Origin of the sequence: Flavobacterium sp. Arc2 (assembly GCF_041431385.1) — a bacterium.
Classification (GTDB): domain Bacteria; phylum Bacteroidota; class Bacteroidia; order Flavobacteriales; family Flavobacteriaceae; genus Flavobacterium.
Map to the genome: position 1 here is coordinate 84545 of NZ_JASMRH010000010.1, position 25347 is coordinate 109891.

Genomic DNA, 25347 nt, shown 5'->3' on the forward strand with positions numbered 1-25347 from the left:
TTCAATCAGAAATCATTTTTACCAATGAAATACTACAGTTTAAACCATAACGCCCCAAACGTTTCCTTTCAGGAAGCGGTAATACAAGGATTAGCCTCTGACAAAGGGTTGTATTTTCCGGAAACGATAACGCCATTACCTAAAGATTTCTTTGATACAATCGAAAATTTAAGCAACGAAGAAATCGCTTTTGAAGCCATCCAGCAATTTGTAGGAGATGAAATTCCTGCTAACATACTTAAAGAAATTATTGCCGACACCCTGTCTTTTGATTTCCCCGTTGTCGAAGTAGAAAAAGGAATCTATTCACTTGAATTATTTCATGGCCCTACAATGGCATTTAAGGACGTAGGAGCGCGTTTCATGTCGCGTTGTTTGGCGTATTTCAATAAAGACAAAAAAGACAGTAAAAACACCGTTCTTGTAGCGACTTCCGGAGATACCGGCGGTGCAGTTGCTAGCGGCTTTCTAGGCGTTGCCGGTGTAGAAGTAATCATTCTCTACCCTTCAGGAAAAGTGAGTGACATTCAGGAAAAACAGCTTACAACATTAGGTCAAAATATAAAAGCGCTCGAAGTAGATGGTGTTTTTGATGATTGCCAGGACATGGTAAAAAAAGCATTCTTAGACGAAAGTCTGAAACACAAAAACCTGACTTCGGCAAATTCAATTAATATTGCACGTTGGTTACCACAAATGTTTTACTTTTTCTTTGCTTACAAAGAATTGAAAAAGCAAAACAAGGAATTGGTATTCTCTTGCCCAAGCGGCAATTTCGGAAATATCTGCGCTGGAATTATGGCTAAAAAATTAGGTTTACCCCTTCTTCATTTTGTGGCTTCCACAAATGTAAATGACACCGTACCAAGATTTTTAGCTAGCGGATTTTACGATCCACAACCATCGAAAGCTACGATTTCGAATGCTATGGATGTGGGGAATCCAAGTAATTTCATTCGGATTCAGGAAATGTACCACAATGATTTAACCCATTTCAAGAAGGACTTTTCTTCTTATACTTTTACCGATGAAGAAACAACTGAAGCAATGAAAAACATTTATCATGCAAACGGTTATATCGCTGAACCGCATGGTGCGATCGGTTATTTAGGATTAAAAAAAGAATTACATAACTATCCAAATGCCATTGGCGTTTTTCTTGAAACAGCACACCCTATTAAGTTTTTAGATGTTGTAGAACCAGCTTTAAACGTAAAGTTACCTATTCCTACCCAAATTGAAAGTGTGATGGATAAAGAAAAAGTAAGTACTAAAATTAAAACGTACGAAGAATTGAAAGCGTTCTTGGGATAAACTTTCAAAACCAAATATACAAACGACTGAGAAGTGATTTTTAGTCGTTTTTTTATGGTTTTCCCTTTCCTATTTTATATTTACTTATTTATAGAATTTTAAAATTTATCAATAGTTAAATCATACAAAAATCACTGACTATCAGATAGATAATTAAAATCAACATTTATTAAATTGTGAACAAAATAATCATTTACTATATTAGTATTTTTAGAAGCTCTTATTAACTGTAGCATTAAAATCAAAAATATTTATGGATTTAGATAAAATAACTAACCTAATTACCGACAAATTAACCGACTGGGGAGAAGCTCTGATCAAATTATTACCTAACATTGTATTAGCAGCCGTAGTCCTAGTACTTGGGTTTTACTTCGCTAAGTTCATTCGTAGAGTAACTATAAAACTACTCTCAAAAATTTCTAATAACCACACTCTTAACAACTTATTTAGTTCAGTAGTTTATTCTTCATTCATTGGCATCGTTCTTTTTACCGTGCTAACTATCCTAAATCTGGACAAAGCAGTTACTTCCATATTAGCTGGTGCAGGAATTTTAGGATTGGCATTAGCATTTGCTTTTCAAGATATAGCTGCAAATTTCATGTCGGGGATATTTATATCATTTAGAAAGCCACTTAAAGTTGGTGATATTGTACAAATTAAAGACTACATGGGTAAAGTTAAAGAAATAAATCTTCGTGATACAGTTGTAGAAACTTTTCAAGGTAAAACCGTTATCATTCCTAACAAAGAAGTCTTTCAAAATCCTATTGAAAACTACACCATCTTACAAAAAAGGCGCTTTGATCTAATAGTAGGAGTCTCTTATGGTGATGATTTAGAAAAAGTACGCCAAATTACATTTGATGCTGTAAGTGGAATTGAAGAACTTTCTCAAGACCATAAGGTCGACGTTTTCTTTGTTGAATTTGGTGATAGTTCTGTCAATTTATCGGTACGAATGTGGATCAATACTCCTGAACAATCTGTCTACAACAAAGTAGGAAGTGAAGCTATTCTTAGAATTAAGAAAGCGTATGACGCAAATGACATCATGATTCCATTCCCTATCAGAACTTTAGATTTTGGTATAAAGGGCGGAACAACGTTAAACGAAATGCCTATTAATATTAAAAAGGAACAATAACAAATTTTAGTAATTTAAGACTTTTTACCCCAGTCAAAATCTTGTTAAATAAATAAAACGACAAAAAAAGCGAAAGGTCTATCAGAAAGAAATTATCAGTGCCCAAAAATCATTAGATCAAATAATTAATGAGTGAAATGATTTTGCTGTTTAATTAAGTCTGACATTCTGCGGAAAAACTGCGGAGGTAGACAGGCCGCAATTTGCACAAATAAAACATCATCTACTTACTTTTTATTTATTGTTGGATTAAACTCCAAATAAAAACTGTTTTTAGTTTACGATAACTATGGCGTTTTAACACGTGTTAACATTCTGTTTTGTAAGATTTAACATTAATTACCTTGTACTCTTTTCTATATAAAGTCTCTCGTCTATCTTATTATGACTAATTTTACATTAAACATTTAAAAAAGAATAGTACAATGAAAAACTTAAAACTAATTGCTTTGGCAATGATTCTTATTACTGCCGTTGGCTGTAAAGATTCTAAAAAAACTACCGAAGAAAGCACTACAGAAACTCAGACTACAGAAGGGACTTACAGTGTAGTAAATGATTCTACAAAAGTAAGTTTTGATGCTTATAAGACAACTGAAAAAGTAGCTGTTGGCGGTACATTTAAAGAAATAACATTAACAAATACCGGACAAGGAAAAACGGCTTTAGAAGCTTTGAATGGTACTAAATTTACTATTCCAGTAAGTAGTTTGTTTACAAATGACGCTACGGGAACTAGAGATCCTAAGATTTTAAAATTCTTTTTTGGAGTAATGAAAAATACAGAACTTATTTCTGGTGAGTTTAAAGTTGCTGCTGATAACACCTGTTCTATAGATGTACTATTAAACGGAAAAACAGCAAATATTCCTTTACAATACACAACGAATAGTGATACTAGCCTTTCTTTTGACGGGGTAATGAATTTAGAAAACTGGGATGGTTTAGCAGCTGTAGCTTCCATCAATAAAGCATGTGAGGCATTGCATACTGGAAAAGATGGTGTAAGTAAAACATGGAGCGAAGTGGCTGTACATGCTGATGTTTTATTAAGTAAAAACTAGTTTATAGCAAATTACTTCGCATTCTCTACAACAAAGACAACGCACAAAAAAAGCGACCAACTTATGATAAGTTAGTCGCTTTTTTTTATTTGTTAATTCTAGAATTGATAGGCAATCTACATTTTGTTAAATTTGAATTTCTGTCCACCAATTGAAGCTTCATACATCAGCCCACCTTTTTGCATCGTAAAAACCATAACACCCTCAGCATATTTTACATTTGTTGAAGCTCCTTCTGTTACAGCAACTGCTGATGCTTGAGCAGAAAATTCAAATCGGCTTTCTTTAAAACGATTTAATTCTTCCTGAGATTCAAAAAATATCACTTCACGATAAGCTTGACCACCTGCCTGAAATCCTATACTTAATTGAGATAATTTTGCCATCCCTATAATAGTACCTCCTTCATAGACAACTCCATTACCAGCTGCGGCACCTATTCCTAACCCCCCTTTTCCTACATTAGGAAAAATAACATATCCTGCAGCATTATCAAAAAGACTCTCCATAAGTGCATCACTCTTAATAAACTCCTCTTTTGCTAACTTACTGTCTTCTATGATTTGCCTTTTCTTAGCCTTTGATTGAGCAAACATTGCTGTCGTGTTTAGCAAAAAAGCTAACATTACTATCCCAATAATATTTAATTTTTTCATAATCTTCTGTTTTTTAAATTGTTGTACTACATAAAGATATTACTTTTTATTAGCTTAGAGTCAAACTTATTATAATGTTATAAGCTTTAACTAAAAATCTACAAATAAAGTGTCAATAACCGATGCATCCAGTCTTTAAACACTAAAGCATTCTGATGGTAAGATCCGATGTTATTAATAAAGAAAAGCGAAGTACTAAAATTAATATGTATGCCGAATCTAAAGTGAATATTTAATAAAAGGTTAAATATCTAAGAAGTAACTCGCATCCTTTTTTATCGAAGTAGATTTTTCTATTTGTTTACCCTACCTTTTTTGCTAGATTAATAGTTTTGATCCTATCAAACATAGGACTGAAACTATATCGCAAATCTATTTGAGGAACAGACAAAGAGTAGCCCTTATTTTAGACTACTTACACTTAATCTGGGAAGTATTTAGAAATTAAATATTTTAATTCTTCAGCTTTAATCGGTTTTGTAATATAATCATTGCACCCTGACTCAATTGCTTTTTCCATGTCACTTGCAAAAGCATAAGCTGTTTGTGCAATTATCACTACTTCTGTATTGAACTTTCGTATTTCGGTAATTGCCTCATAACCTCCCATTTTTGGCATCTGAATATCCATTAGTACTAAATCAGTATCAGGATTATTACGACAAGCTTCTACTGCTTCTAATCCATTTCTTGTATTGACAATTTCCCTTCCAAAACCTTTAACCACTTTAGAAACTAGCATCTCTGATACTGCATCATCTTCGGCAATAACAATTTTCAACTTTTTACTACAGCTAACCTCAGCAGGAAATACAACATCCACAGTACTTATTTTTTCTATAGTTGCATCAACCATAAATGGAAGTGTAAAATAAAACACGGTTCCTTTTCCTTCCTTAGATTCAAGCCAGATTGAGCCACCTAACATTTCCACATAAGCCTTAGAAATTGACAACCCTAAACCCGCTCCTTGCAGCGCCATCTTATTAGCAATATCGGCTTGAATAAATCGTTCGAAAACAGCTTTTTGTCTGTCATTTGGTATTCCAATTCCTGTATCTTTTACATAAAATTCAAGAAAGCTATCTTTTACCGTATAGCCAAATTCTATTCCTCCTTTTTCGGTGTGATTGATCGCGTTTTTAACCAAGTTTGTAAGTATCGCAAATACTTTCTCGCGATCTGTTGTTAAGACTGCTTCGTTAAAAGGCAAAGCATTTTTATAAGATAATTTAATCCCTTTTTTTTCTGCCTCTGGAGTAAAGAAAGTGTAGATATATTCTAGTTGTTCATTAATATTAGTCATCTGCAGATGAACTTCCATTTGGCCCGACTCAATCTTCGAAATATTAATAATATCATTAATAATATTGAGCATTCTTAAACCACTTTTTTCAATAATCTTAATGTACTTTCGTTGCTTTTTCCCTTTTAGATTGGGTTCTTTCAATAAATCCGCAAAACCTAATATTCCGTTCATAGGGGTACGGATTTCGTGACTCATATTAGCAAGAAAAGAAGATTTTAATCGGTCTGACTCTTCTGCCTTTTCTTTTTCCATATTAAGGTCTATCTCTAATTGTTTCCTTTCGCTAATATCATATTCTATACCATCCCAGCATACCAAACCACCAATGAGTCTAGGTTTTGCAACAGAATAAGCCCATCTAATACTTCCGTCTGGATTTATTACTCGCACTTCTGTAATATAATTAGACATCGTATTTATAGCCTTTATTTCTGCTACTTTCATTATTTCTATGTCATCCGGATGAATCCTTCTGTAAATTAAGCTAGGGTCCTCAATTACTTCTGCTGCTGTACATCCATAAAGTTTAACAACCCCATCGCTCACATAATTAAATTTTCTTCTGTTTTCATCAAGTGTAACTATTTGATAAATCATTCCGTTTACTAAATTATCTGCAATTAATTTTAACTGATTTTGGCTTTCTTCTGCCTTTTCTTTTTCTTTGTTGAGTTCGTATGTTTTAATTTTTACTTTTTTTCGTAGTAATAGTGCGAAAGAAACTGAAATAATTAAAACGATAAAAATAATGAGCAATAACCATTTTATATAACTTGGAATCCACTTAGCAGAATCTCTTTCTAACCAATAAAACAGTGACTTATAATAGGCTGAATTAGCATCATTTTTTTGAATTGAGATGTTTTTATCAAACAATTCAACCAATGCCTTATTTTTATTTTTTGTAAATGCAAAATGCAGTGCCGAGGGCCTGATTATTATTCCTGTAGGTACTATATTCTCGTCAAATAGGTTTGAAAAAGTAAAAAATCGGTCGGCGACTAATATATCAATTTCACTATTCTTAAGTGCCTTTGCAGAACTAGTATAATTATCGTATGTATAAAGATTAAATGCTATATTAAAGTCTTTAGGCACCACATCTCGCATTTGAGTTTCTTGAATGGAGCCCTTTAATACACCTACTTTCAAATTATTCAGTTCTAGTACTGAATTTAATTTGAGTTCTTTTCTCGAAAACGCTTCTAACCAAGAAGTTAGCACAGGTAGTTTGTTCAGGCTAAAAATAGAATCTCGTTGCGCTGAGTATACAACATCAGGTAGCACATCAATCTCCCCTTTTTGTAACTTTTTATAAAGATTGTCCCAGGTATCAAAGACATAATCCAGTTTCAAATTTTCTGCCTTTCCAATTTCTTTAATAAGATCAATAAAAACACCTTCAGGTTTATCATTTTCATTATAAAATATTTTCGGAGGATTATCATACACCCCTACTCTTATAACTTTATCGCTGTTTTTCTGTGCAAAAATCGATTCCGAAACTCCAAAGCAAATTAAAATTAATAACAATCCGCAATATCTATTTGTAAAAATTTTTATCATTATTTTTTCAATGAATTGGTTATCACGAAAATATGAATTCTAGATGGATAAATAAGAATCAAAACGCAAAAAACAATACCGTCTAGTTGTGAATATCTTAATTTCAATCCTCTTTGTATTAAAAGGAGCTTGTTTTCGCAATTACCTCAGCTCTTTGAACATTAAAATAAGAGACAAGAAAACTAATATTCCTAAAGGAAGTAACTCGTTCTTTTTCTAGTAATAATGTGCTAAAGGCGCCAAAGTATTTCCAAAAAAAGCGATTTAGTTGATTGTAGAAAGTAAATAGTCACTTGAAATTCTTCTTTGTATTGTACTAGCCCAATCGTATTGCGTGACTCGCGTAAGGGATTGCGGCGTTATCCTTTATTTTTTTCCTTCAAAAAATAAAGATTAAGCCAAAAGCCCGACCCAAAAGCTGCAGCCACGTTCATCAGTCCCAAACATTTCTGCTTTTGGGTTACGCCCAAATCCTAATTATCACCTAATAAGAAATCCCGCTAAATCCATTTTGATTCTCTTTTTATTTATATTTGTAACTACAAAATCACAATTCAGTATTTCCCACATGATTACAATAGCAACACTAGAAGACGTTTCAGAATTAAATAAATTAATCAACTCGGGGTACCGTGGGGAATTTTCTAAAAAAGGATGGACCACCGAAGCCAACATACTAGAAGGCAGTCGAACCAACGATGCCGAACTGAAGGAAATTATCAGTACCAGTAAAAATACGTTGCTAAAATTCACAGAGAACAACCGGATTATAGGTTGTGTTTTGCTGGTCGAAAAAGAACAACAACTCTATTTAGGCATGTTGACGGTATCACCTGAGTTGCAAAATAGCGGTATTGGAAAAAAATTATTACAACAGGCCGAAGTTCATGCTCAGGCATTAGGTTTACCTACAATTATCATGACTGTTATCGCTATTAGAACGGAGTTGATTGACTGGTACAAACGCCACGGTTATGCAGATACTGGTGCTAGAGAAGCTTTCCCAGAAAGCGATATTCATATTTCAATAGTAGAGCAACCTTTAGAATTTATGGTGCTGGAGAAAAAAATTATATGATTTTTCGGGCGATAAAATAATGCGTATCGCCCTTTGAAATTTATGCTTTACAGAACAAACTCTGTAAATAAGCGTTGGCTTGTTTTTTCTAAATCATCACACAATCCTGGATGCGGTCTTGAAGTTTGAATTACAGAACTACGTAAAGCCGTTAACCAACGAAAACGAGATGGAATATCCATCAAAGCAATTGGCCCTCCATCTTTGGTTCCGTGCCCAACTTTTTCGAATGCGGATAAATTAAGTTGAATTTGTTCTACGTCAGCTTCTACTGACAGTGAAAGTACTTTTTCGACATTAAGAGAATGAAGTACCTTAATAAATTTAGCTTTTTTGCAAAAAAGGACAATCCCTACATTGAGGAATTCTTCGCGTTCTACCCTAGGCACAACCCGAATTACGGCATACTCATATAAGTGCTTCTCTTGCATTTTGGGCTTCTTTAATAAAAATTTCTGAATGATTTAATCTGGTCAATAGGAACTGTAAATATACATTCCGCAATTCAGCTGCCGTATCTTCTACCTCTTCCCACTGCAACCAATCCTCTGGAATTAGGTTTACTATTCCTTCTAACACTTCTGGAGTCAATAATTGTTTAAAAGCTGCATCCGTTTCAGCTAAGACTGATGCTTGTGGCAACAATACGTGATCTTTGATTAGTGCAAACGGACTCTGCGCATGTTTTTCCCAATTGGTCCAAGAGTGATGAAAATACAAACTTGCCCCATGATCAATTAGCCATAATTCTTTATGCCAAATCAACATATTGGTATTTCTGAAGGTACGGTCAACATTTGTTATATAAGCATCTAGCCAAACAATTTGTGAAGCCAATACTGGATTAACAACTGTTACCACAGGATCAAAATTGATTGCGCCAGAAAGGAAATGTAGTGCCAGATTCATTCCTTGACTTCCTTGCAATAAATCCTGAATTTCCTCATCGGCCTCTGTTCTACCAAAAGCTTCATCCAGATTAGCAAAAACTAATTCAGGCATTTTCATTCCCAAAGCGCGAGCAATTTCACCACCAATCAATTCAGCGATTAAGGCTTTGACGCCGTGACCGGCACCTCTAAATTTAAGGACATATTTAAAATCGTCATCGGCTTCCGCCAAAGCAGGCAAAGAACCCCCTTCGCGCAAAGGAGTGATGTACCGCGTAACATTTACGGTTCGAAGATTGAAGTTGGTTTTCATATTCGGAATTTACTAAAGTGCAAACTTACAAATAAGTTGAGTGGATTTTACTGGAAGCATTAAAAATCCTACTACTTACTAGTATAGGTTTTCCCTTTGCTTTTCTTTATCGATAGAAGTTGCTTGCAATAATAAATAGACTCATCTCTTACTTTTATATTCATTTTTAATGTCACTTTCCTATTATTATTCACTAAATCATGAGAAACATAAGGCTTTAGCAATTTATAATCTACCTCATCAAAATATACTATTCTGACAGAATCATTAAACTTTACCCTAACCCAAGGAGACGTAATGACTTTATATTTTTTTAAATTATCAAAATATTCTAAAAGATGTAAATCATTACTATTAGGAGCCTTTATTTGACGTATACTATCCAAAATATTTTCCCATTTAGTAATATTCTTTTGATTCAGGTTATAATAATTAAATACTTCAACGGATTTAAAAGCTAAATCTCCCTCCATAATTCTGTCTTTTGGAGAACAGGAAATTAAAATAAATAGAACAACTAGTAGTTTATATTTTTTCATGCTAATTCTACTTTTCATTATATATTTTCTAAACTTAAAAATGCTTTTCCAAATACTTTATAATATCCAAAGGATAAAAGACTGTTAACCTGCTGCGGGCAAAGTGTTTCGGGCGTTAAATTAATGAAATTATAACAATACTCGTTATTCTTAATCATCAAATTAATTCATTTTTTATAAGAATTTACCTTACATTTGATTGATCCTAAAAAAACAACCCATGAAAAAAAGTATCTATCTCTTGCTGATTTTAGTTTTTGCTTCGTTTACAACTTCAAATGAGCCAATAACAATTTCAGGGAAAATCACAAATACGAAGAATGGGCAAATTACCATTAAAGGACAATCTTTTGAGAAAGAAATCAAATTAAAAGCTGACGGGACTTTTTCAGAAAATATAATGATTCCATATGATGGAATTTACAGTCTTGAAACTGGTAACAACACTATACCCCTTTATTTATCAAAAGGAACAAAACTAAGTCTTAGTACTGATGACAAAACGTTTCTTTCCTCTTTAAAATATAGCGGAAATGGAAGTATAGAGAATCAATATATTACCCAAAAATCTCTTATAACTTCTCAAGTTTCAGATGAAGAATTGTATAAACTAGATGAGCCAGCGTTCTTGAAAAAAGTCAATGAAATTAAAACTGCTATTTCAGCATTGTACAATAAAACTAAATTTTCTAATGCCTACTTTAAAGAAAAAGAGGTTGCAAACATTCATTATTTAGGGCAGAAACACTTTTTATATTACAAATATTCGCATGCTTATCATGCCCATTTGAATGGATTTGAAGTTTCTGATAAATTTCCAGAATTTGACGGCAACATGGATCTAGACAATGATGCTGATTTTTTGTTTTCAAATGAATACCAAAAAATGGCTACATTGAAATTCTTGAATAATCTAAAAGATGATGGAACAAATATTGACTTCACTACAGCTAAAATCACGGCTATTAAAGCGGTAAAAAGTCAAAATCTTAAGAATTTCATCATTCAAAATTTGATTTATGACGTGAACATTGATAATGCCAATTATGAAAAAATATACCAAGAATATCTTTCAACTACAAATAATCCAAAATTAAAAGAAAATCTTACTATTCTTTATAATAATATAAAAGCATTAGAAATTGGCAATCCGTCTCCAAAATTCGATTATGAAAACCAAAAAGGTGGAAAAACATCTTTAGAAAGTCTGAAGGGAAAATATGTTTATATTGATGTTTGGGCGACCTGGTGTGGCCCATGCCTTCAGGAAGTACCAGCCCTACAAAAAGTGGAAGAACAGTATCATGGCAAAAATATTGAGTTTGTTAGCATCTCAATTGATAATGTTAAAGACCGAGTAAAATGGAGTAATCTTGTAAATACAAAACAATTAGGAGGAATTCAATTATTGGCAGATAAGGAATGGGATTCTAAATTTATAAAAGAATACGAAATTCAAGGAATCCCTAGATTCATTCTTATCGATCCAAATGGAAACATTGTAAATTCCAACGCTCCCAGACCTTCAGATACTAGTTTAATTGATTTGTTTAACGAATTGAAAATATAAGATTTAATAAAGCCCTTTTTTAGGGCTTTTATTTTGTAATACTCAAAAACGCTTTCCCTAAATATTTAATTATGTCTGAAGCGATGAAGGACTGATAGCCCGTTTTTGGCAAAGCGATATCGGCCGTTAGTCCGTGAAGATAAACGCTCAGGATGGCAGCGTCAACTGGCTCATAGGATTGCGCTACTAAACTTGTAATAATTCCCGTTAAGACATCGCCACTTCCCGCAGTTGCCAAAGCCGCATTTCCAGTTGTGTTTTCATAAACAGTTCCCCCATCAATAATATGCGTGGGTGCCCCTTTCATCACAATAACCAAATTATATTGTTTAGAAAAGGTAATTGTTTTATATAATTTTTCTTCGTCCGTACTCCATTTACCTATTAAGCGTTCTAGTTCTTTGGGATGCGGTGTTAGGATTGTTTTGGGTTGTAATAATGTAAACCATGCTGCATTTTTTGACAAAATATTTAATGCATCAGCATCTATTACTAGCGGAACTGTATTCTTTTTTAGGAAATCATGAACTGCCTTTTGCGTTTCGGTTTCTTGTCCTAAACCTGGACCAATACCAATCGCTTGTGGTTTTATGTCGAATGTCATATTCGAAATGTATTTTTCACTTTTATCCGTTAGTGTCATTACTTCAGGATTTGAAATTTGCAAAATCTCATAACCACATTCAGGAACGTAGGCCGTTACGAGTCCGCAACCTGTTTTTAGGCAGGATTTTGAAGCTAATACAGCTGCACCAATCTTTCCATAACTTCCTGCAATAATTAATGCGTGCCCTTGAATTCCTTTGTGGGTTTGGGAGTCAATGGGTTTGTAGCGTTTTATGATTTCGTTCTTATCTATGAATATGGGCTGCATCATTTTGAATTATTTGTTTAAAATTACAAAATTAATGGAGAAATGAAATGCCCTAGCCCAGATAGTAATGAAAATCCTTTTACTTTTTTCTTTAAAAAGTAAAAGATTGCAATGGATAGGTGGAAATGGCTCCTAAATACTATTGAATTTACATATTTGATGCCTTAAATATGATAATTTTTCAATAAATTAGCCACTTCAAATTTTATATACATACACAATGAAAAATACTGCGCTGACGCACATACACGAAAGTTTGGGAGCAAAAATGCTTCCGTTTGCCGGATACAATATGCCTATTTTATATGAAGGGGTGAATGCTGAACATGAAACGGTTAGAAATGCTGTAGGTGTTTTTGATGTTTCACACATGGGAGAATTCTTGCTTACAGGACCAAATGCTTTGGCTTTGATTCAGAAAGTGAGTTCAAATGATGCATCAGTATTGACTGTTGGTAGAGCGCAATATTCTTGTTTGCCTAACAATGACGGCGGCGTTGTGGATGATTTGTTAATCTACAAGATGAAAGAGGAGGAATATTTATTAGTTGTAAATGCTTCGAATATTGAAAAAGACTGGAATTGGATTTCGGCTCAAAATGATTTGGGTGTCGACATGAAAAACATATCTGAAGACTATTCTTTATTGGCAATTCAAGGGCCAAAAGCAGTTGAAGCAATGCAGTCATTATCTTCAATAGATTTGTCAGCTATCAAATATTACCATTTTGAAGTGGCGGATTTCGCAGGACTTGACAATGTAATTATATCCGCAACGGGATACACTGGTTCTGGAGGTTTTGAAATCTATTGCAAGAATGAAGATGCGGAACAAATATGGAACAAAGTATTTGAAGCTGGTGCGGCTTTCGGAATCAAACCAATTGGATTAGCCGCAAGAGATACGTTGCGTCTTGAAATGGGTTTATGTTTGTACGGAAATGACATTAGCGACACGACTTCTCCACTTGAAGCAGGATTGGGCTGGATTACTAAATTTACCAAAGAATTCACTAACTCTGAAAACCTGAAAAAGCAAAAAGAAGAAGGTGTCTCCAGAAAACTCGTTGCTTTTGAAATGCAAGAACGTGCGGTACCAAGACACGACTATGAAATTGTAGACGGAACCGGATCTGTGATTGGGATTGTAACTTCTGGAACAATGTCACCATCAATGAACAAAGGAATTGGACTGGGTTATGTAACTGTAGCAAATAGCGTATTGGATAATGATATCTATATCAGAATTCGTAAAAATGACGTTCCTGCTAAAGTGGTAAAATTACCTTTCTACAAGAAATAAATTAATATTTATTCGATAACCGCTCATTCACTATTTAAATTACATGCTTTTTGGTATGTTTTTAAATAGTGAATAAGCGGTTTCTTTTTTATAATATCTTCCTTTTTTACAGCAAAACATTAGATTTAAATAGTTCTGAAAAAAATAGCTTAAATCCAAGTCTTTATGTAACTTTATAATTAAGCAAAATTGCTTAATTTTTAGCTTTTTTCGAAATTAATAAAGCGGAGATGAAAATAATTTCACTGGTCTTTTTCTTATGTACATTTTCGCTTATCGCCCAAAGTGATACTAAAACTTGTGTTTTACTTTCTAAAGTTAATACGCTTATTCAAAGTAAGCATATTCAGCCAAAACCAATTGACGATAGTTTATCTGTTTTTGTCTTTGATAGCTTTATTGATGCACTCGATCCTTCCAGAAATATTTTACTAAAATCAGAATACGAATCCCTATCGCTTAAATACAGATTGAATATCGATAATTTAATCCAGCGAAACGATTGTTCTTTCCTGCCTGATATTATAACGGTCTATAAAAATGGACTATTGCGAAACAGAGCTATTTTAGAAAAAATGAAGACTGATACGATTGGATATAATGTTAAAGATACGATTCGGTTTTATAAAAAAGCATTTCCATTTTATCTAGAAGATGACCAAGTCGAAACTGCCTGGAGAAAAAACATAAAATATAAAATTCTTGATGATATTGTTTCTCAGAACACTAATCTAGATTCTATTACAGCAGCATTTAACACCGTAGAATCAGCATCTAAAAAACTAATTATAGCAAACGAAATTTGCAAAATAAAGGTGATTTTGCAAAAAGAATCCGGTTTTGAAGAAAATTTATTTGATAATTTCTGCTCTTATTTCGATCCACACTCTGCGTACTTCAACGTCGATACCAAATCTAATTTTGTAGCTTCCTTATCAAAAGAACATTTGTCTATGGGGATGAACGTAAACTTGAATGATCGCAATGAAATTATAATCATCAAAATAGATCCCGATGGTCCTGCCTTTCAAACTGGCGGAATAAAAAAAGGGGATCAAATCATCGCCGTTTCCAACCTAAAAGAAACATTACAGGTTTCTTGCGCCACTTTAGAATCTATTTCGAATATGATTCTCTCGGATACTAATAAAAAAATCATGCTTACCCTAAGAAGAAGCTCTGGTAAAAACTTTAAGGTACTTGTAGAAAAGAAGCTCTTAAAAGACGAAGGTAATGCTGTTTATAGTTTTATTATTGTACATAAAAACCGCCGCTACGGTTATGTAAAAATTCCTAGTTTCTATACTGACTTTGAAGGAAATAGCGGCAAAGGCTGTTCTGAAGACGCGGCGCTGGAAGTACTAAAACTACAAAAAGACAGTATTCAGGGTGTTATTATAGATCTGATAGACAATGGAGGAGGCTCGATGGAAGAAGCCATAAAATTAGCAGGAATGTTTATCGATAACGGACCTATATCCATTATAGTAGATAATAAAAATGAGCAAAGCATTATAATTGATCCTTATCCGGGAATGATTTACAAAGATCCTATAGTGCTATTGGTTAATGGGAATTCGGCTTCAGCGACTGAGTTTTTTGCTTCGGCATTACAAGACTACAATAGGGCGCTGTTGATGGGAAGTACAACCGTAGGTAAAGCCACTATGCAGTCCATAATGCCATTAGAACCTAATGATAATGAAAACTTTGTAAAAGTCAGCATTAATAAATTTTATAGGATCAACGGAAAAAGCAATCAGGCTACTGGAATTATTCCTAATGTAGTAGTTCCTGAAATTTATGAAGTCCTATATCCTAAGGAGTGCAACAACCCTACTGCTTTTAAAAATGACAGTATTACAGCTTCCATTGTTTATAAGCAATTCATTAAAAATAGTGCGATGGCAAAAATCGCAAAAAGAAGTACGGATAGAATCGCTGCTAATTCCTATTTCGATGAAACAAAAAAACTGAATGAAAAAATTGAAGATTTAGTAAACACGCCAAAATCACCTCGACCACTGACTCTTACTGCAGTTATTAAAGACCAATCTGAAATCAATGCGATGTGGGAGGAAATTAATGCATTCGATACAAAAAGTAACAATTTGATAATTCATAATTCAAACCTTAATAATTATTTGCTGAGTATTAACCCTTCGGAAAAAGCAAATAATGAATTCCAACTGAAAAATGTGAAAAAAAATCATTATTTAAATGAAGCGATTGCGATAATTAATGATTTGAATTCCGTCAAAAAATAACGAAAAGGGAATATTACCAAAATTTAATAAAAAGAACAGAAGAGGCTTTTGGTATAAATAAGGAATAACTGTATTTTTGCAGTTCAATATAATAAATAAGAAATGGGAAGAGCGTTTGAATTCAGAAAAGGGAGAAAAATGAAACGTTGGTCAGCAATGGCTAAAGCATTTACTAGAATTGGAAAAGACATTGTAATGGCCGTTAAGGAAGGCGGACCAAATCCTGAAGCTAATTCACGATTAAGAGCAGTTATTCAGAATTCAAAGGCTGCAAATATGCCTAAAGAAAATGTAGAACGTGCTATTAAAAAAGCTACTGATAAAGATACTGCAAATTATAAAGAAGTTTTGTTTGAAGGTTATGCTCCTCATGGGATTGCACTTTTAATTGAAACGGCTACTGACAATAATAATAGAACTGTTGCTAATGTGAGAAGTTATTTCAACAAATGCAATGGTACTATGGGAACACAAGGTTCTGTTGAATTTATGTTTGACCATACCTGTAACTTCCGTATTCCTGCAGATGGACTTGATCCTGAAGAGTTAGAATTGGAATTAATTGATTTTGGTGCCGAAGAAGTTTTTGAAGATGAAGACGGAATATTAATTTATGCGCCTTTTACAAGTTTTGGAACTATCCAAAAAGAGCTTGAAAATCGCAATCTAGAAATCCTTTCTTCTGGTTTTGAACGAATTCCTCAAAACACTACAAAACTAACAGAAGCTGAAATGGCTGATGTAGAAAAATTGATTGAAAAAATGGAAGAAGATGATGACGTAATGAACGTATATCATACCATGGAAGAAGCGTAATTCGTTTCTTCTTATACCTATCAAACTCCAGTTATGCTGGAGTTTTTTTAGTTCTATAATGGATTTTTATAAAAATAAAAAAACGCTGATAACCAACTACTATCTGTTTTTCATTACCTAATTGCCATTCTATGTTATTTCTTATATTAAGTATTTTATGCAGTGTGACTGTAGGTGTTATTTTTAAACTATCGCGAAACTATACGATCAGTGTTATTCAAATTGTCAGTTGGAATTATCTTTTTGCTTTAGTATTGTGTTTCTTTACTTTTAGCCCAGATTTGAATGCCATAGATCACACAGCACCATGGTCCATCTATATCACACTAGGAATTTTGATGCCTTCGATATTTATCTTTTTGGCAGCCTCTATAAAACATATGGGAATCGTAAAAACCGATGCAGCCCAAAGGCTTTCGCTTTTCATACCGCTACTTGCAGCCTGGCTTATTTTTAAAGAAGATTTCAATCTATTAAAGATAACGGCCTTTTCGATAGGTCTGCCTGCCCTATTGCTAATCCTTTCTAAACCGGCAGCCAATACCAACAATAAATGGATGTATCCTGCTGCAGTGCTAATTGGTTTTGGAGTTATAGACATCCTTTTTAAACAAATAGCCTTATACACTAGTCTTCCATTTACGAGTTCGCTATTTGTGATTTTCGCAATAGCCCTAACGCTAATGATTGTGACCAGTTTATATGATCTTATGGTACGAAAAACAAAATTAAGCGCCATCAACATCCTTTTCGGCGGATTGGTAGGTGCTTTTAACTTTGGTAATATCCTTTTCTATCTAAAAGCCCATCAAGCTTTTGCTGAAAATCCCTCAACTGTTTTTGCCGCAATGAATATGGGTGTTATTATTCTGGGGAGCCTTTTAGGTATTCTCGTTTTTAAAGAAAAAATGAGTAAACGAAACTATGTGGGTCTTGCGTTGGCATTAGTTTCTATTGTATTGATTGCGCTATCGCAAATCTACGTTTAGACTGCTGTTTTTCTCTTTGGAGTTCTTTTTAAACAATATTTTCCCTTTTTGTCAAGTAAGATAATCCAACCCAATAAACTGAATAGTACAAATCCAATGGTCCACAATACTTTATCGGAGCTTATTATTTTAGTAGAACTATTTACTTAGCAACTTCCAATAATTATATAGATTACCGTTGAAATAACTCCAATACCTAGAATGATTGAGGAATTTTCAACATGATTTAATTTCAATAACGTTCCAATTAATGAGAAAAAAAAGCAATTACAAATGCTTTTAAAAATAAATTACTATTTTTAAATTCCAATCAATTTTAAACTTTTATTGTTGATTCTTTAGTTGGTTTTGCGAAACTAAATTCTAACGGCAGGACGCTTAGCGAGCTTCGTAACCGTTTATTTTCCAAGCGCAAATATTAACTTACCACAAAATTCGCAATTTTGCTAAACGGCTGCTATCAGAAGGTTTTTTATTCTATTCCCATTTTATTTTGTGTACAATCAATGTACAAACTATTGTCTAAAAATATTTTGTTTCCCAACATTCCTGTCATACCAGAAAATTTCATCATTGAGTATTGGGCCTGAGAAAATCCCTTTACATAAGTAACATTATTTAAAGGTATTTCGTGGTTGGAAATTTGTATCTTTTGGTTGCAGTTTGCTGTGTAAACAGTTAAAACTTTATCCCACGATTGTGATTTTTCGATGTTTATTTTTGAGTTGGGTAATTTCAAGTTTTCCCATACTTCTTTGCTGGTTAATAATTCATAGGCACTTGCACCCGAATCAAATAAAAATTTATTCTCTTTCCCATTTAATAAACTTCTAACGATAATTTTTCTTTTTTTGAATTTAAAATCAAAGAGTTTGCTTTGAAATTGAGTGGGCACTTTTGATAAATTTAAAGCAATATAATTTTCTTTAAAATTGATGAGTGTTTTTCTGTCTTCCAGAATGTCTGCTCCAATAGTCCCAATTATTTTTAGGGAGTCATTATTATTGTCATTTCCGAGATTATAAATTTTGAATTTATCGGAAGTGATTTTTGTTTTTCCAATATAAAAAGATGTTTTTGCAACTTCTTCATTTGTATATATCTGACGTATATTTTTAATTGATTTTGAGTAAAAAATAGTGTAGGGCGAACCTGTGTCAAATTGCAAATAATAAGTTGCTGTGTCGCCTTCAAAATGTATGGGAAGCAACAACACATTTTTTTTCTGTACACAACCATGCAAATGGAATAGAACCACTTTCATTTTCGACTGTCAAATAATTTTTTTCTGGAGTAAATTTTTGGTCAAAATAAATATAACCACCAAGTACAGCTAAAACCAAAACGACCATAAAAGTCAACATAATTTTCTTTAAAATTTTCACTTGCTTTTTTTTTTACAAATTTCAACTTTAGAAAATATTTTTTTGCAAAAGTAACACGCCAATTTTACGTCAATCGACTGACAAATTTTACAAATAATTGATTTTTAAATTTTTATGTAAATCGTTTTTTTTGTTTAAACTAATACCGTTTATAATAACTACCAATAATTTCAAGCAAATAATTAACAATAGTGGAAATATAAAAAGTGGAAAATGTAGTGATAATCCTTTTTGAATAAACGGACTTGCGATTTGAGAAACAGCGAGTGCAACACCTAAAATGACTTGAACACTTACAATGCTTTTTCCTAATTCCTTATTTTTTGTATCTTTTGTTTTGTACGTCAAAATCAAAGGAAATGCAACTCCTCCAAAAGGTATTGTAAGTCCAAATAGACTAGAAAAATTAATCAATTTTGCTCTGTCAAGTTTTATAATTTCTTTGGAGGGAATTAGCTTTTCAGGTTCCGTTTCAAAGACACTTGCAAGAGCTCTCAAGGTATATCCGTTTAGGATATTACCTGCCTCAATCCTTTGAATTGTTCTTAGCGAAAGTCCACTTTTTTCGGCAAGTTCAGTTTGGGTTAAGTTTTTTTCCTCTCTTAAATATTGAACTATTGATTCCATTTTCGTTTTGTTAGCGGTTCTTGTAAACTTTCTGCTAACGTCAGTCTCTGTAATAACCTCCGTTTTTACATTTTGTATTCGGGTTGCTATCTTGTAAAAATCTCAAATTCTAAGAGACTTGTTTTAGGATTTTAGACAGTTTGACGGATGAGGCTATATGCAATACGGTATTGCGGGCTAATTTCCTGTCCAGTTACACAGAATTTAGCGCGGGATAGAATGCTTAAATTAGCACAAAAACCCTTATTGCATATAGCCTTTGTTATAGCCATGTGCTTTTATTTCTCTTGTCAAACTGTTGTCATTGTCAAGCTACAACGTATCGTTACGAATTAAATAATATATTTTGATTCGCCGCCAGCCTTTAAAAACAGCTCATTTATTTCCTTCTTAAATCCAACTATATCTAGTTCTCTATCCTTATATTGATAAATTAATTGTTCCAATTTATTTTTTATTTTGGCTAATTCTGCAATCCGTTTTTCTTTTTCTTCGTTTTGATACGTTAGCTCTTTATTAGCAATTATCAATTCAGCCGCACGTTTCGCTTTCTCCGCGCTTTGAAAGGCAAGTTCTATATTAGCAATTACTAATTCGGCTGCCCGTTTCTTTTTCTCTTCGGTTTGAAAATCCAACTCCAAATTAGCGATAATTAACTCGGCTACTCGCTTTCCTTTTTCTTCATTTTGAGTAAAAATTACTTTATAAGCATTGACTAATTCTTGTGTCAGTTGCTCACGTGTCTTGTCGTCAGTATCTTTTAAAGAATTTATATAATGGAATTCCTGCTTTGGTTCCATTATTTCTTTAATGAGGTCATGTTCTATCTTGTCCCTGCTGTCCATATTGATATTTATTCTTATTAAATTCTCCTCGTTTTTTTTTAGCATTGGTTATAACGTTTTGCCAATTTGAGATGGCTGGAAATTCGTAACCGATTATTTTCCGTTAAAGATAAAATTTATTGCGAAACGTAAACGTGAATTTTGCACATATTTCGCAATCTTGCAAAACCGATGTTTAGCAACAGTATAGTTCGTAACCGCTCAATTTTCGGCTTAACGAAAACTTGATGCGAAACGGTAATTCCACTAAACCCACAATCTCGCTAAATGGCCGTTAGTAGCCGGTTATTTTTGTCGGAAATACGATTTAGCCGTAAACTTTTCAAGTTTCTGCTGGCAGTTATTATTTTTATTTAAACATCTCTTTATATTCGGTTTTAAATTTATATTCGGTTTGTCCCAAATATTTAATTTTTTTCTCAATTGCAGATTTCATAGTTATATAATTTCTATGATAAAATTCTGAAATTGAAGCAATTCGTTTTCCTTCATTAAGTATAAAAATATATTCATAACAACCTGATTTACTTGGTTGAATTAAGACATTAAATCCTTCTAAATCCTTTAACTTAAAAACCTTTTTTTTTCCAAGTCCAAAATATTTCTTTACTATAATCTTTTCATTTTGGATTTCTATTTTATGAGCTTTAGTTCTGAATTCATTTAAAAAAAAATAAATTACGAATATCAATAAAAGTAGAGGAATAAGAATCCCTGCTTTAGATGAATTTATAGTTATATATAATAACCCAAATGCTAATGTTGTCGTAACCGTACAAATTATAATTGGAAGAATAGCAAATTTTGTTTTGTTATTCATTTGAGTACTTGTTATTGGGTTTTCCACTTTTGTATCTATAATTTTTACGTTAATCTTATCTTTTTAATTAGTTATTTAAACTCTTTTTAGCTATTTAATACCAATTTTCACTAATAACTGTCAATTTCTTATTATTTCTTTCATTCTGCGTGTTTTTGGTAGTAACTAGCTACTAACTAGAATATAACATCAAATGCAAAGCTCTTTTCGCATATTCTTTTTTCAAAAATACCTTTTTACTCATTTAATTCTCAAAACAACCAAACATAAAAAACCGTCTAGAACTTAATCAAGACGGCTTTACTATAATTACTCTATTTCTTATGCTTCTTTCAAATTCAGTTTACTATTTTTTCGGCTAAAGCCAAAGTAAATCATTAGTCCTATAAGCAACCAGGCCGTGAAATAAATCCAGTTCCAAACACTTAGTTCGGCCATCATATACAAACAGCTCACTAGTCCTAGTAATGGAATTAAAGATAAGTTTTCACTGAAAGACCAGAACGTAAGTCCAACCAAAACAATAAGGAAAATCCACATTGGGATTTTGTGTTTAAACAAGCTAAGACCACTTTCATATTTAAGCGCATTATCTATTGGTAGTCCTGCCACAACAGCGGCGTATTTAACATCCTCTTTTTGGTACTGACTCAACAAATTTTCTAAATCCAAAGTCGCATCAGTCGTTTTTTGTGCTCCAATACTCACTAGGTAATCATACACTTTTTTAGATTCTTCTTTATTTAGAGAAGTGATAATATCAGTAGCGTTGTTTACTTGGGTTTCATTAGTAAGAAAGTCCATTGTTGCTTTATTATTATAATTGAAAGCAAAATATAGTCCTGCTGCCAACATAAAAGGAATAACGTATTTTGAATTTACATAGGGTGTTTTAAATTTCCCTCTTGGTATATCCGTTTTATTTTGCAATACCAAGACTCCTGCACAAACCAATACAAAGGCGAATAATGTCCCAATGCTGCATAAGTCAGTAACCATAGTCAAGTTTAAAAACAAGGCCGGGACAGCCACTACAAAACCAGTTACCACAGTGGCATAGGATGGTGTTTTAAATTTAGGGTGCACTCTGGAGAAACGTTTTGGTAATAAACCATCACGACTCATACTCATCCAAATACGCGGTTGCCCCATTTGAAAAACCAATAAAACACTAGCCATCGCAATCACGGCACTTACCGCAACAATACCAGACATCCATTTTAAATCTAATTTATGAAATACAAACGCTAAAGGATCACCCACATTTAACTCAGTGTAATTTACCATTCCCGTTAACACTAACGCAACAACAATATATAAGATAGTACATATTATGATTGCCCACATCATACCACGTGGTAAATCCCGCTGTGGATCCTTGCATTCCTCGGCAGTCGTAGAGATAGCATCAAAACCAATATAGGCAAAGAAAACCGCCGAAACTCCTTTCAAAACTCCGCTCACACCGTTAGGAGCAAAAGGAGTCCAATTATCAGTATCTACATAAAACACCCCCACTGAGATTACCAGAAGGATAATACACAACTTCACGACAACCATCACATTACTGGCGTTGCGTGATTCTTTCATTCCACGATATACTAAAGCCGTAATCAATATGATAATAAATAAGGCAGGTAAGTCGGCCACAAAGTGGAAAACACCTAATGTTGGCGAAGTAGTCCAAGCGGTGTATGCTGCTTTTAATCCTTCACTTAAATTCTCGTATGATTTTCCGCTTTGCATTAATGCTGTTGCGTCTTTAAATCCGTTTGATGCGGTTAAATAATCCATCTGAATCCATTGCGGTAGATGAATCCCCATACTTTCTAAGAGTCCTGTAAAGTAATCACTCCAAGATATGGCAACCGTAATATTCCCAATGGCATACTCCATGATTAATGCCCACCCAATAATCCACGCAATCAATTCTCCGAAGGCAACATAGGAATATGTATACGCACTTCCAGAAACGGGTACCATAGACGCAAACTCTGCATAAGCAAAGGCAGCAAAACTACAGGCAAGAGCCGTAAATAAAAAAAGGAAAATGACAGCAGGGCCTCCATCGGAGCTAGCCTTACCAATGGTACTAAAAATACCCGCACCTACTATTGCAGCAATACCAAAAGCGGTCAAATCTCTTGCCGTTAAATAACGACCTAGCGTTGCGTGGCCGTCGGCTTCATTTTTTTCAATCTGTTTTAAGATATCCTGAACGGTCTTCTTACGAAATAAACTTGAAAATGCCATGCATTAAATTTTTACATTAAAAACTATCATCCTGTAAATAATATTCCATTATTATAGTAATAACGTAAGTTTTATTTAAAAACCAAATGTATAAAACAATTTCAAATTCTAATGATACGACCCTTATTATTTATTAGACAATAATAAAAAGTCAAATATATAATTATCAGTGATTTAAAAAGTCAATCCTGTAATTAAGAATGCCGATAAAAATTAAAAAAAATGCAATAACAATTCCGTTGTAAAAATGAGCTTTCAAAAAGGCACAAATCCCATCTCTTAAAAGTTAAAAAGCGCTAATTATTTCTCAAAAGCATTCGAAATACTTAGCGGAGATTGTGTTTTTATCCAAAAGAAACTGAACCAACCAAAATACAAACTAGAATTGGTTTTTACATAGCGCCAATTTAATTATTGCCATTTATTTCCTTCCAAATTTTAGCAGTAAAATTATCTTTATAAATTAGTCTATTAGTGCGACTAGGATTGACACGATTAGTAAGAATGATTAAGAATCTTTCATTATCAGGATTCAAAAAGAAAAAAGTTCCAGTAAAACCAGTATGACCAAAATCATTTTTCTTATAAAAAGCATCTGGTTTTCGTTTATCAAAACCCAGTCCGCGATAAATTCCTTTTTTGACTAAGGGTGATTTTGTAAATGCTTTTACAACCTTCTTTTTTAGAATTTGTTTTCCTTGATATTTTCCTTTGTTTAACAACATGTGACAAATAGCAGAGATGGATGTCGCATTTGCAAATAATCCGGCATTCCCCGAAACGCCGCCAAAAATCGCCGCTGCTTCATCATGAACATAGCCTTTTATCGTATCTTTTCTGAACAAATTATCAATTTCAGTAGGGATCACATTTTTCTCAGATGTCCACTTTAAGGGATTGTATCCAATGTTTGAAATACCTAATTCACTATAAATTCCTTTTGCTAGTTGATCTAGTTTCATTCCCGTTTTTGACTCAATCATTTGTTTTACAAGAATCAAATTTAGGTCACTGTATAAATAATTCCCTCGTGGACTAGTATTGGCTGCCCCTATTTTTTCATAGACTGTTTTATAAAATTCAGGATTTAACCACATGTTTTTATAAATCTGAATATAATTTTCTTTTGGTTCGAATGACAAATAGTTCTCATCATACACTATATTTATATTTACATACATATTGTCAAATAGCTCAGGATAATTCTCCGATTTTTGACTATTTAAAAATGGTAACCCATCAGATGTAGACAACAAACTTTGATAAAAAGTAATCGATGGAGTAAGTCCCGTTGTATGCGTTAATAATTCAAAAAGTGTTAAATCATTTATAGCTGTGTTTTTATAAATCCCTACTACATCACCTACTTTATCATTTAAATTAATTTTATTTTCTCCAACTAAACGAATGGCTACAAGAGTCCCTCCTAACACTTTAGACATAGAAGCCAAATCATAGACATCTTCTTCTTTTACTACTTCTTTTTTTGAGTAATCATGGTAGCCGTAATTTTTTGAAATGAAAATTGAATCTTTACTACCTACAATAACTTGAGCTCCCGGAAAAAAACTTTTTTCAAGTGCATTATGCATCATAGAATCAATAAAAACTTCGTTCTGCTTGGTATCGAAAGGTTTTTTTGATTTTTTTAATGAACCGCAACCCATTTCTAAAAGAACCAATAGTACAAGGAATATTCTAATTGCTGACTTCTTCATA

General features: G+C 33.1%; 22 protein-coding genes. 9 read left to right on the forward strand and 13 right to left on the reverse strand.

What is annotated here, in order from left to right:
- The first annotated feature begins 24 nt into the window (after positions 1 to 24).
- The 3 genes from thrC (at position 25) to QO182_RS08895 (ending at position 3528) form a co-directional block, all read left to right on the forward strand.
- Positions 25 to 1314 carry a threonine synthase gene (thrC, locus tag QO182_RS08885; protein WP_371540692.1) on the forward strand — a complete coding sequence of 430 codons (1290 nt, stop codon included), beginning with the start codon at positions 25 to 27 and terminating at the stop codon, positions 1312 to 1314.
- 253 nt (positions 1315 to 1567) lie between these two features.
- Entirely contained in the window at positions 1568 to 2464 is an 897-nt protein-coding gene (locus QO182_RS08890; protein WP_371540694.1) for a mechanosensitive ion channel family protein, read from the forward strand.
- A gap of 425 nt (positions 2465 to 2889) precedes the next feature.
- On the forward strand, positions 2890 to 3528 hold the full coding sequence (locus QO182_RS08895) for a hypothetical protein (protein ID WP_371540696.1): 639 nt from the start codon (positions 2890 to 2892) through the stop codon (positions 3526 to 3528).
- Between the two features lie 116 nt (positions 3529 to 3644).
- Here the strand turns inward: QO182_RS08895 and QO182_RS08900 are convergent, their stop codons facing one another.
- Together QO182_RS08900 and QO182_RS08905 are read right to left on the reverse strand one after the other, a co-directional pair.
- The gene (locus QO182_RS08900; RefSeq protein WP_371540698.1) at positions 3645 to 4184 is read right to left on the reverse strand and encodes a YSC84-related protein; all 540 of its coding nucleotides are present in this window, start codon (positions 4182 to 4184) and stop codon (positions 3645 to 3647) included.
- 421 nt (positions 4185 to 4605) lie between these two features.
- Positions 4606 to 7059, reverse strand: coding sequence for an ATP-binding protein (locus QO182_RS08905; protein WP_371561083.1), 2454 nt, complete (start codon positions 7057 to 7059; stop codon positions 4606 to 4608).
- A 568-nt stretch (positions 7060 to 7627) separates the two neighbouring features.
- On the opposite strand from QO182_RS08905, the gene QO182_RS08910 reads away from it, so the two are divergent.
- Positions 7628 to 8137 carry a GNAT family N-acetyltransferase gene (locus QO182_RS08910; RefSeq protein ID WP_371561085.1) on the forward strand — a complete coding sequence of 170 codons (510 nt, stop codon included), beginning with the start codon at positions 7628 to 7630 and terminating at the stop codon, positions 8135 to 8137.
- Positions 8138 to 8184: 47 nt separating this feature from the next.
- Here the strand turns inward: QO182_RS08910 and QO182_RS08915 are convergent, their stop codons facing one another.
- The 3 genes from QO182_RS08915 to QO182_RS08925 all read right to left on the reverse strand — a co-directional run bounded on the left by QO182_RS08915 (position 8185) and on the right by QO182_RS08925 (position 9897).
- Entirely contained in the window at positions 8185 to 8568 is a 384-nt protein-coding gene (locus QO182_RS08915) for a DUF3037 domain-containing protein (protein WP_371540704.1), read from the reverse strand.
- A complete protein-coding gene (locus QO182_RS08920) occupies positions 8546 to 9340 on the reverse strand; it encodes a HipA family kinase (RefSeq protein WP_371540705.1) in 795 nt (264 codons plus the stop codon). Before QO182_RS08920 ends, QO182_RS08915 begins: the two co-directional genes overlap by 23 nt.
- A gap of 71 nt (positions 9341 to 9411) precedes the next feature.
- Complete coding sequence (locus QO182_RS08925; protein ID WP_371540708.1) at positions 9412 to 9897, reverse strand: hypothetical protein; 486 nt, start codon at positions 9895 to 9897, stop codon at positions 9412 to 9414.
- 202 nt (positions 9898 to 10099) lie between these two features.
- Here QO182_RS08925 and QO182_RS08930 point away from each other — a divergent pair, with 202 nt between their 5' ends.
- Positions 10100 to 11449, forward strand: coding sequence for a TlpA family protein disulfide reductase (locus QO182_RS08930; protein WP_371540710.1), 1350 nt, complete (start codon positions 10100 to 10102; stop codon positions 11447 to 11449).
- A 28-nt stretch (positions 11450 to 11477) separates the two neighbouring features.
- On the opposite strand, the gene QO182_RS08935 is transcribed toward QO182_RS08930, so the two are convergent.
- Positions 11478 to 12326, reverse strand: coding sequence for an NAD(P)H-hydrate dehydratase (locus QO182_RS08935; protein WP_371540712.1), 849 nt, complete (start codon positions 12324 to 12326; stop codon positions 11478 to 11480).
- A gap of 217 nt (positions 12327 to 12543) precedes the next feature.
- Here QO182_RS08935 and gcvT point away from each other — a divergent pair, with 217 nt between their 5' ends.
- From gcvT to QO182_RS08955, 4 genes are all read left to right on the forward strand, one after another.
- Positions 12544 to 13626 (forward strand): glycine cleavage system aminomethyltransferase GcvT, encoded by a 1083-nt coding sequence (gene gcvT, locus QO182_RS08940; protein ID WP_371540715.1) that lies wholly within the window; start codon positions 12544 to 12546, stop codon positions 13624 to 13626.
- A gap of 230 nt (positions 13627 to 13856) precedes the next feature.
- Positions 13857 to 15893, forward strand: a complete 2037-nt coding sequence (locus QO182_RS08945; RefSeq protein WP_371561087.1) for a S41 family peptidase — start codon at positions 13857 to 13859, stop codon at positions 15891 to 15893.
- 102 nt (positions 15894 to 15995) lie between these two features.
- The gene (locus tag QO182_RS08950) at positions 15996 to 16709 is read left to right on the forward strand and encodes a YebC/PmpR family DNA-binding transcriptional regulator (protein ID WP_091086573.1); all 714 of its coding nucleotides are present in this window, start codon (positions 15996 to 15998) and stop codon (positions 16707 to 16709) included.
- Positions 16710 to 16840: 131 nt separating this feature from the next.
- Positions 16841 to 17698, forward strand: coding sequence for an EamA/RhaT family transporter (locus tag QO182_RS08955; protein ID WP_371540720.1), 858 nt, complete (start codon positions 16841 to 16843; stop codon positions 17696 to 17698).
- Positions 17699 to 18170: 472 nt separating this feature from the next.
- Here QO182_RS08955 and QO182_RS08960 read toward each other — a convergent pair whose 3' ends face one another.
- From QO182_RS08960 to QO182_RS08990, 7 genes are all read right to left on the reverse strand, one after another.
- On the reverse strand, positions 18171 to 18908 hold the full coding sequence (locus QO182_RS08960; RefSeq protein WP_371561089.1) for a hypothetical protein: 738 nt from the start codon (positions 18906 to 18908) through the stop codon (positions 18171 to 18173).
- Positions 18889 to 19083, reverse strand: coding sequence for a hypothetical protein (locus tag QO182_RS08965; RefSeq protein ID WP_371561091.1), 195 nt, complete (start codon positions 19081 to 19083; stop codon positions 18889 to 18891). Before QO182_RS08965 ends, QO182_RS08960 begins: the two co-directional genes overlap by 20 nt.
- Positions 19084 to 19170: 87 nt before the next feature.
- Positions 19171 to 19710 carry a helix-turn-helix domain-containing protein gene (locus QO182_RS08970; RefSeq protein WP_371561092.1) on the reverse strand — a complete coding sequence of 180 codons (540 nt, stop codon included), beginning with the start codon at positions 19708 to 19710 and terminating at the stop codon, positions 19171 to 19173.
- Positions 19711 to 20042: 332 nt separating this feature from the next.
- On the reverse strand, positions 20043 to 20600 hold the full coding sequence (locus tag QO182_RS08975; RefSeq protein ID WP_371540726.1) for a hypothetical protein: 558 nt from the start codon (positions 20598 to 20600) through the stop codon (positions 20043 to 20045).
- A gap of 304 nt (positions 20601 to 20904) precedes the next feature.
- Complete coding sequence (locus QO182_RS08980) at positions 20905 to 21375, reverse strand: hypothetical protein (RefSeq protein WP_371561094.1); 471 nt, start codon at positions 21373 to 21375, stop codon at positions 20905 to 20907.
- Positions 21376 to 21696: 321 nt separating this feature from the next.
- Positions 21697 to 23628, reverse strand: a complete 1932-nt coding sequence (locus QO182_RS08985) for an amino acid permease (RefSeq protein WP_371561096.1) — start codon at positions 23626 to 23628, stop codon at positions 21697 to 21699.
- A 407-nt stretch (positions 23629 to 24035) separates the two neighbouring features.
- A complete protein-coding gene (locus tag QO182_RS08990) occupies positions 24036 to 25346 on the reverse strand; it encodes a serine hydrolase domain-containing protein (RefSeq protein WP_371540732.1) in 1311 nt (436 codons plus the stop codon).
- Between the last annotated feature and the right edge of the window lies 1 nt (position 25347).

Bases quoted from the DNA above. Each gene is read 5' to 3' on its own strand.
- QO182_RS08910 (WP_371561085.1), top strand. From the start codon at position 7,628: ATGATTACAATAGCAACACTAGAAGACGTTTCAGAATTAAATAAATTA.
- QO182_RS08905 (WP_371561083.1), bottom strand. From the start codon at position 7,059: ATGATAAAAATTTTTACAAATAGATATTGCGGATTGTTATTAATTTTA.
- QO182_RS08985 (WP_371561096.1), bottom strand. From the start codon at position 23,628: ATGGCATTTTCAAGTTTATTTCGTAAGAAGACCGTTCAGGATATCTTA.
- QO182_RS08950 (WP_091086573.1), top strand. From the start codon at position 15,996: ATGGGAAGAGCGTTTGAATTCAGAAAAGGGAGAAAAATGAAACGTTGG.
- gcvT (WP_371540715.1), top strand. From the start codon at position 12,544: ATGAAAAATACTGCGCTGACGCACATACACGAAAGTTTGGGAGCAAAA.
- QO182_RS08970 (WP_371561092.1), bottom strand. From the start codon at position 19,710: ATGGAATCAATAGTTCAATATTTAAGAGAGGAAAAAAACTTAACCCAA.
- QO182_RS08920 (WP_371540705.1), bottom strand. From the start codon at position 9,340: ATGAAAACCAACTTCAATCTTCGAACCGTAAATGTTACGCGGTACATC.
- QO182_RS08895 (WP_371540696.1), top strand. From the start codon at position 2,890: ATGAAAAACTTAAAACTAATTGCTTTGGCAATGATTCTTATTACTGCC.
- QO182_RS08930 (WP_371540710.1), top strand. From the start codon at position 10,100: ATGAAAAAAAGTATCTATCTCTTGCTGATTTTAGTTTTTGCTTCGTTT.
- QO182_RS08975 (WP_371540726.1), bottom strand. From the start codon at position 20,600: ATGCTAAAAAAAAACGAGGAGAATTTAATAAGAATAAATATCAATATG.
- QO182_RS08990 (WP_371540732.1), bottom strand. From the start codon at position 25,346: ATGAAGAAGTCAGCAATTAGAATATTCCTTGTACTATTGGTTCTTTTA.
- QO182_RS08980 (WP_371561094.1), bottom strand. From the start codon at position 21,375: ATGAATAACAAAACAAAATTTGCTATTCTTCCAATTATAATTTGTACG.
- QO182_RS08925 (WP_371540708.1), bottom strand. From the start codon at position 9,897: ATGAAAAGTAGAATTAGCATGAAAAAATATAAACTACTAGTTGTTCTA.
- QO182_RS08915 (WP_371540704.1), bottom strand. From the start codon at position 8,568: ATGCAAGAGAAGCACTTATATGAGTATGCCGTAATTCGGGTTGTGCCT.
- QO182_RS08935 (WP_371540712.1), bottom strand. From the start codon at position 12,326: ATGATGCAGCCCATATTCATAGATAAGAACGAAATCATAAAACGCTAC.
- QO182_RS08945 (WP_371561087.1), top strand. From the start codon at position 13,857: ATGAAAATAATTTCACTGGTCTTTTTCTTATGTACATTTTCGCTTATC.
- QO182_RS08890 (WP_371540694.1), top strand. From the start codon at position 1,568: ATGGATTTAGATAAAATAACTAACCTAATTACCGACAAATTAACCGAC.
- QO182_RS08900 (WP_371540698.1), bottom strand. From the start codon at position 4,184: ATGAAAAAATTAAATATTATTGGGATAGTAATGTTAGCTTTTTTGCTA.
- thrC (WP_371540692.1), top strand. From the start codon at position 25: ATGAAATACTACAGTTTAAACCATAACGCCCCAAACGTTTCCTTTCAG.
- QO182_RS08955 (WP_371540720.1), top strand. From the start codon at position 16,841: ATGTTATTTCTTATATTAAGTATTTTATGCAGTGTGACTGTAGGTGTT.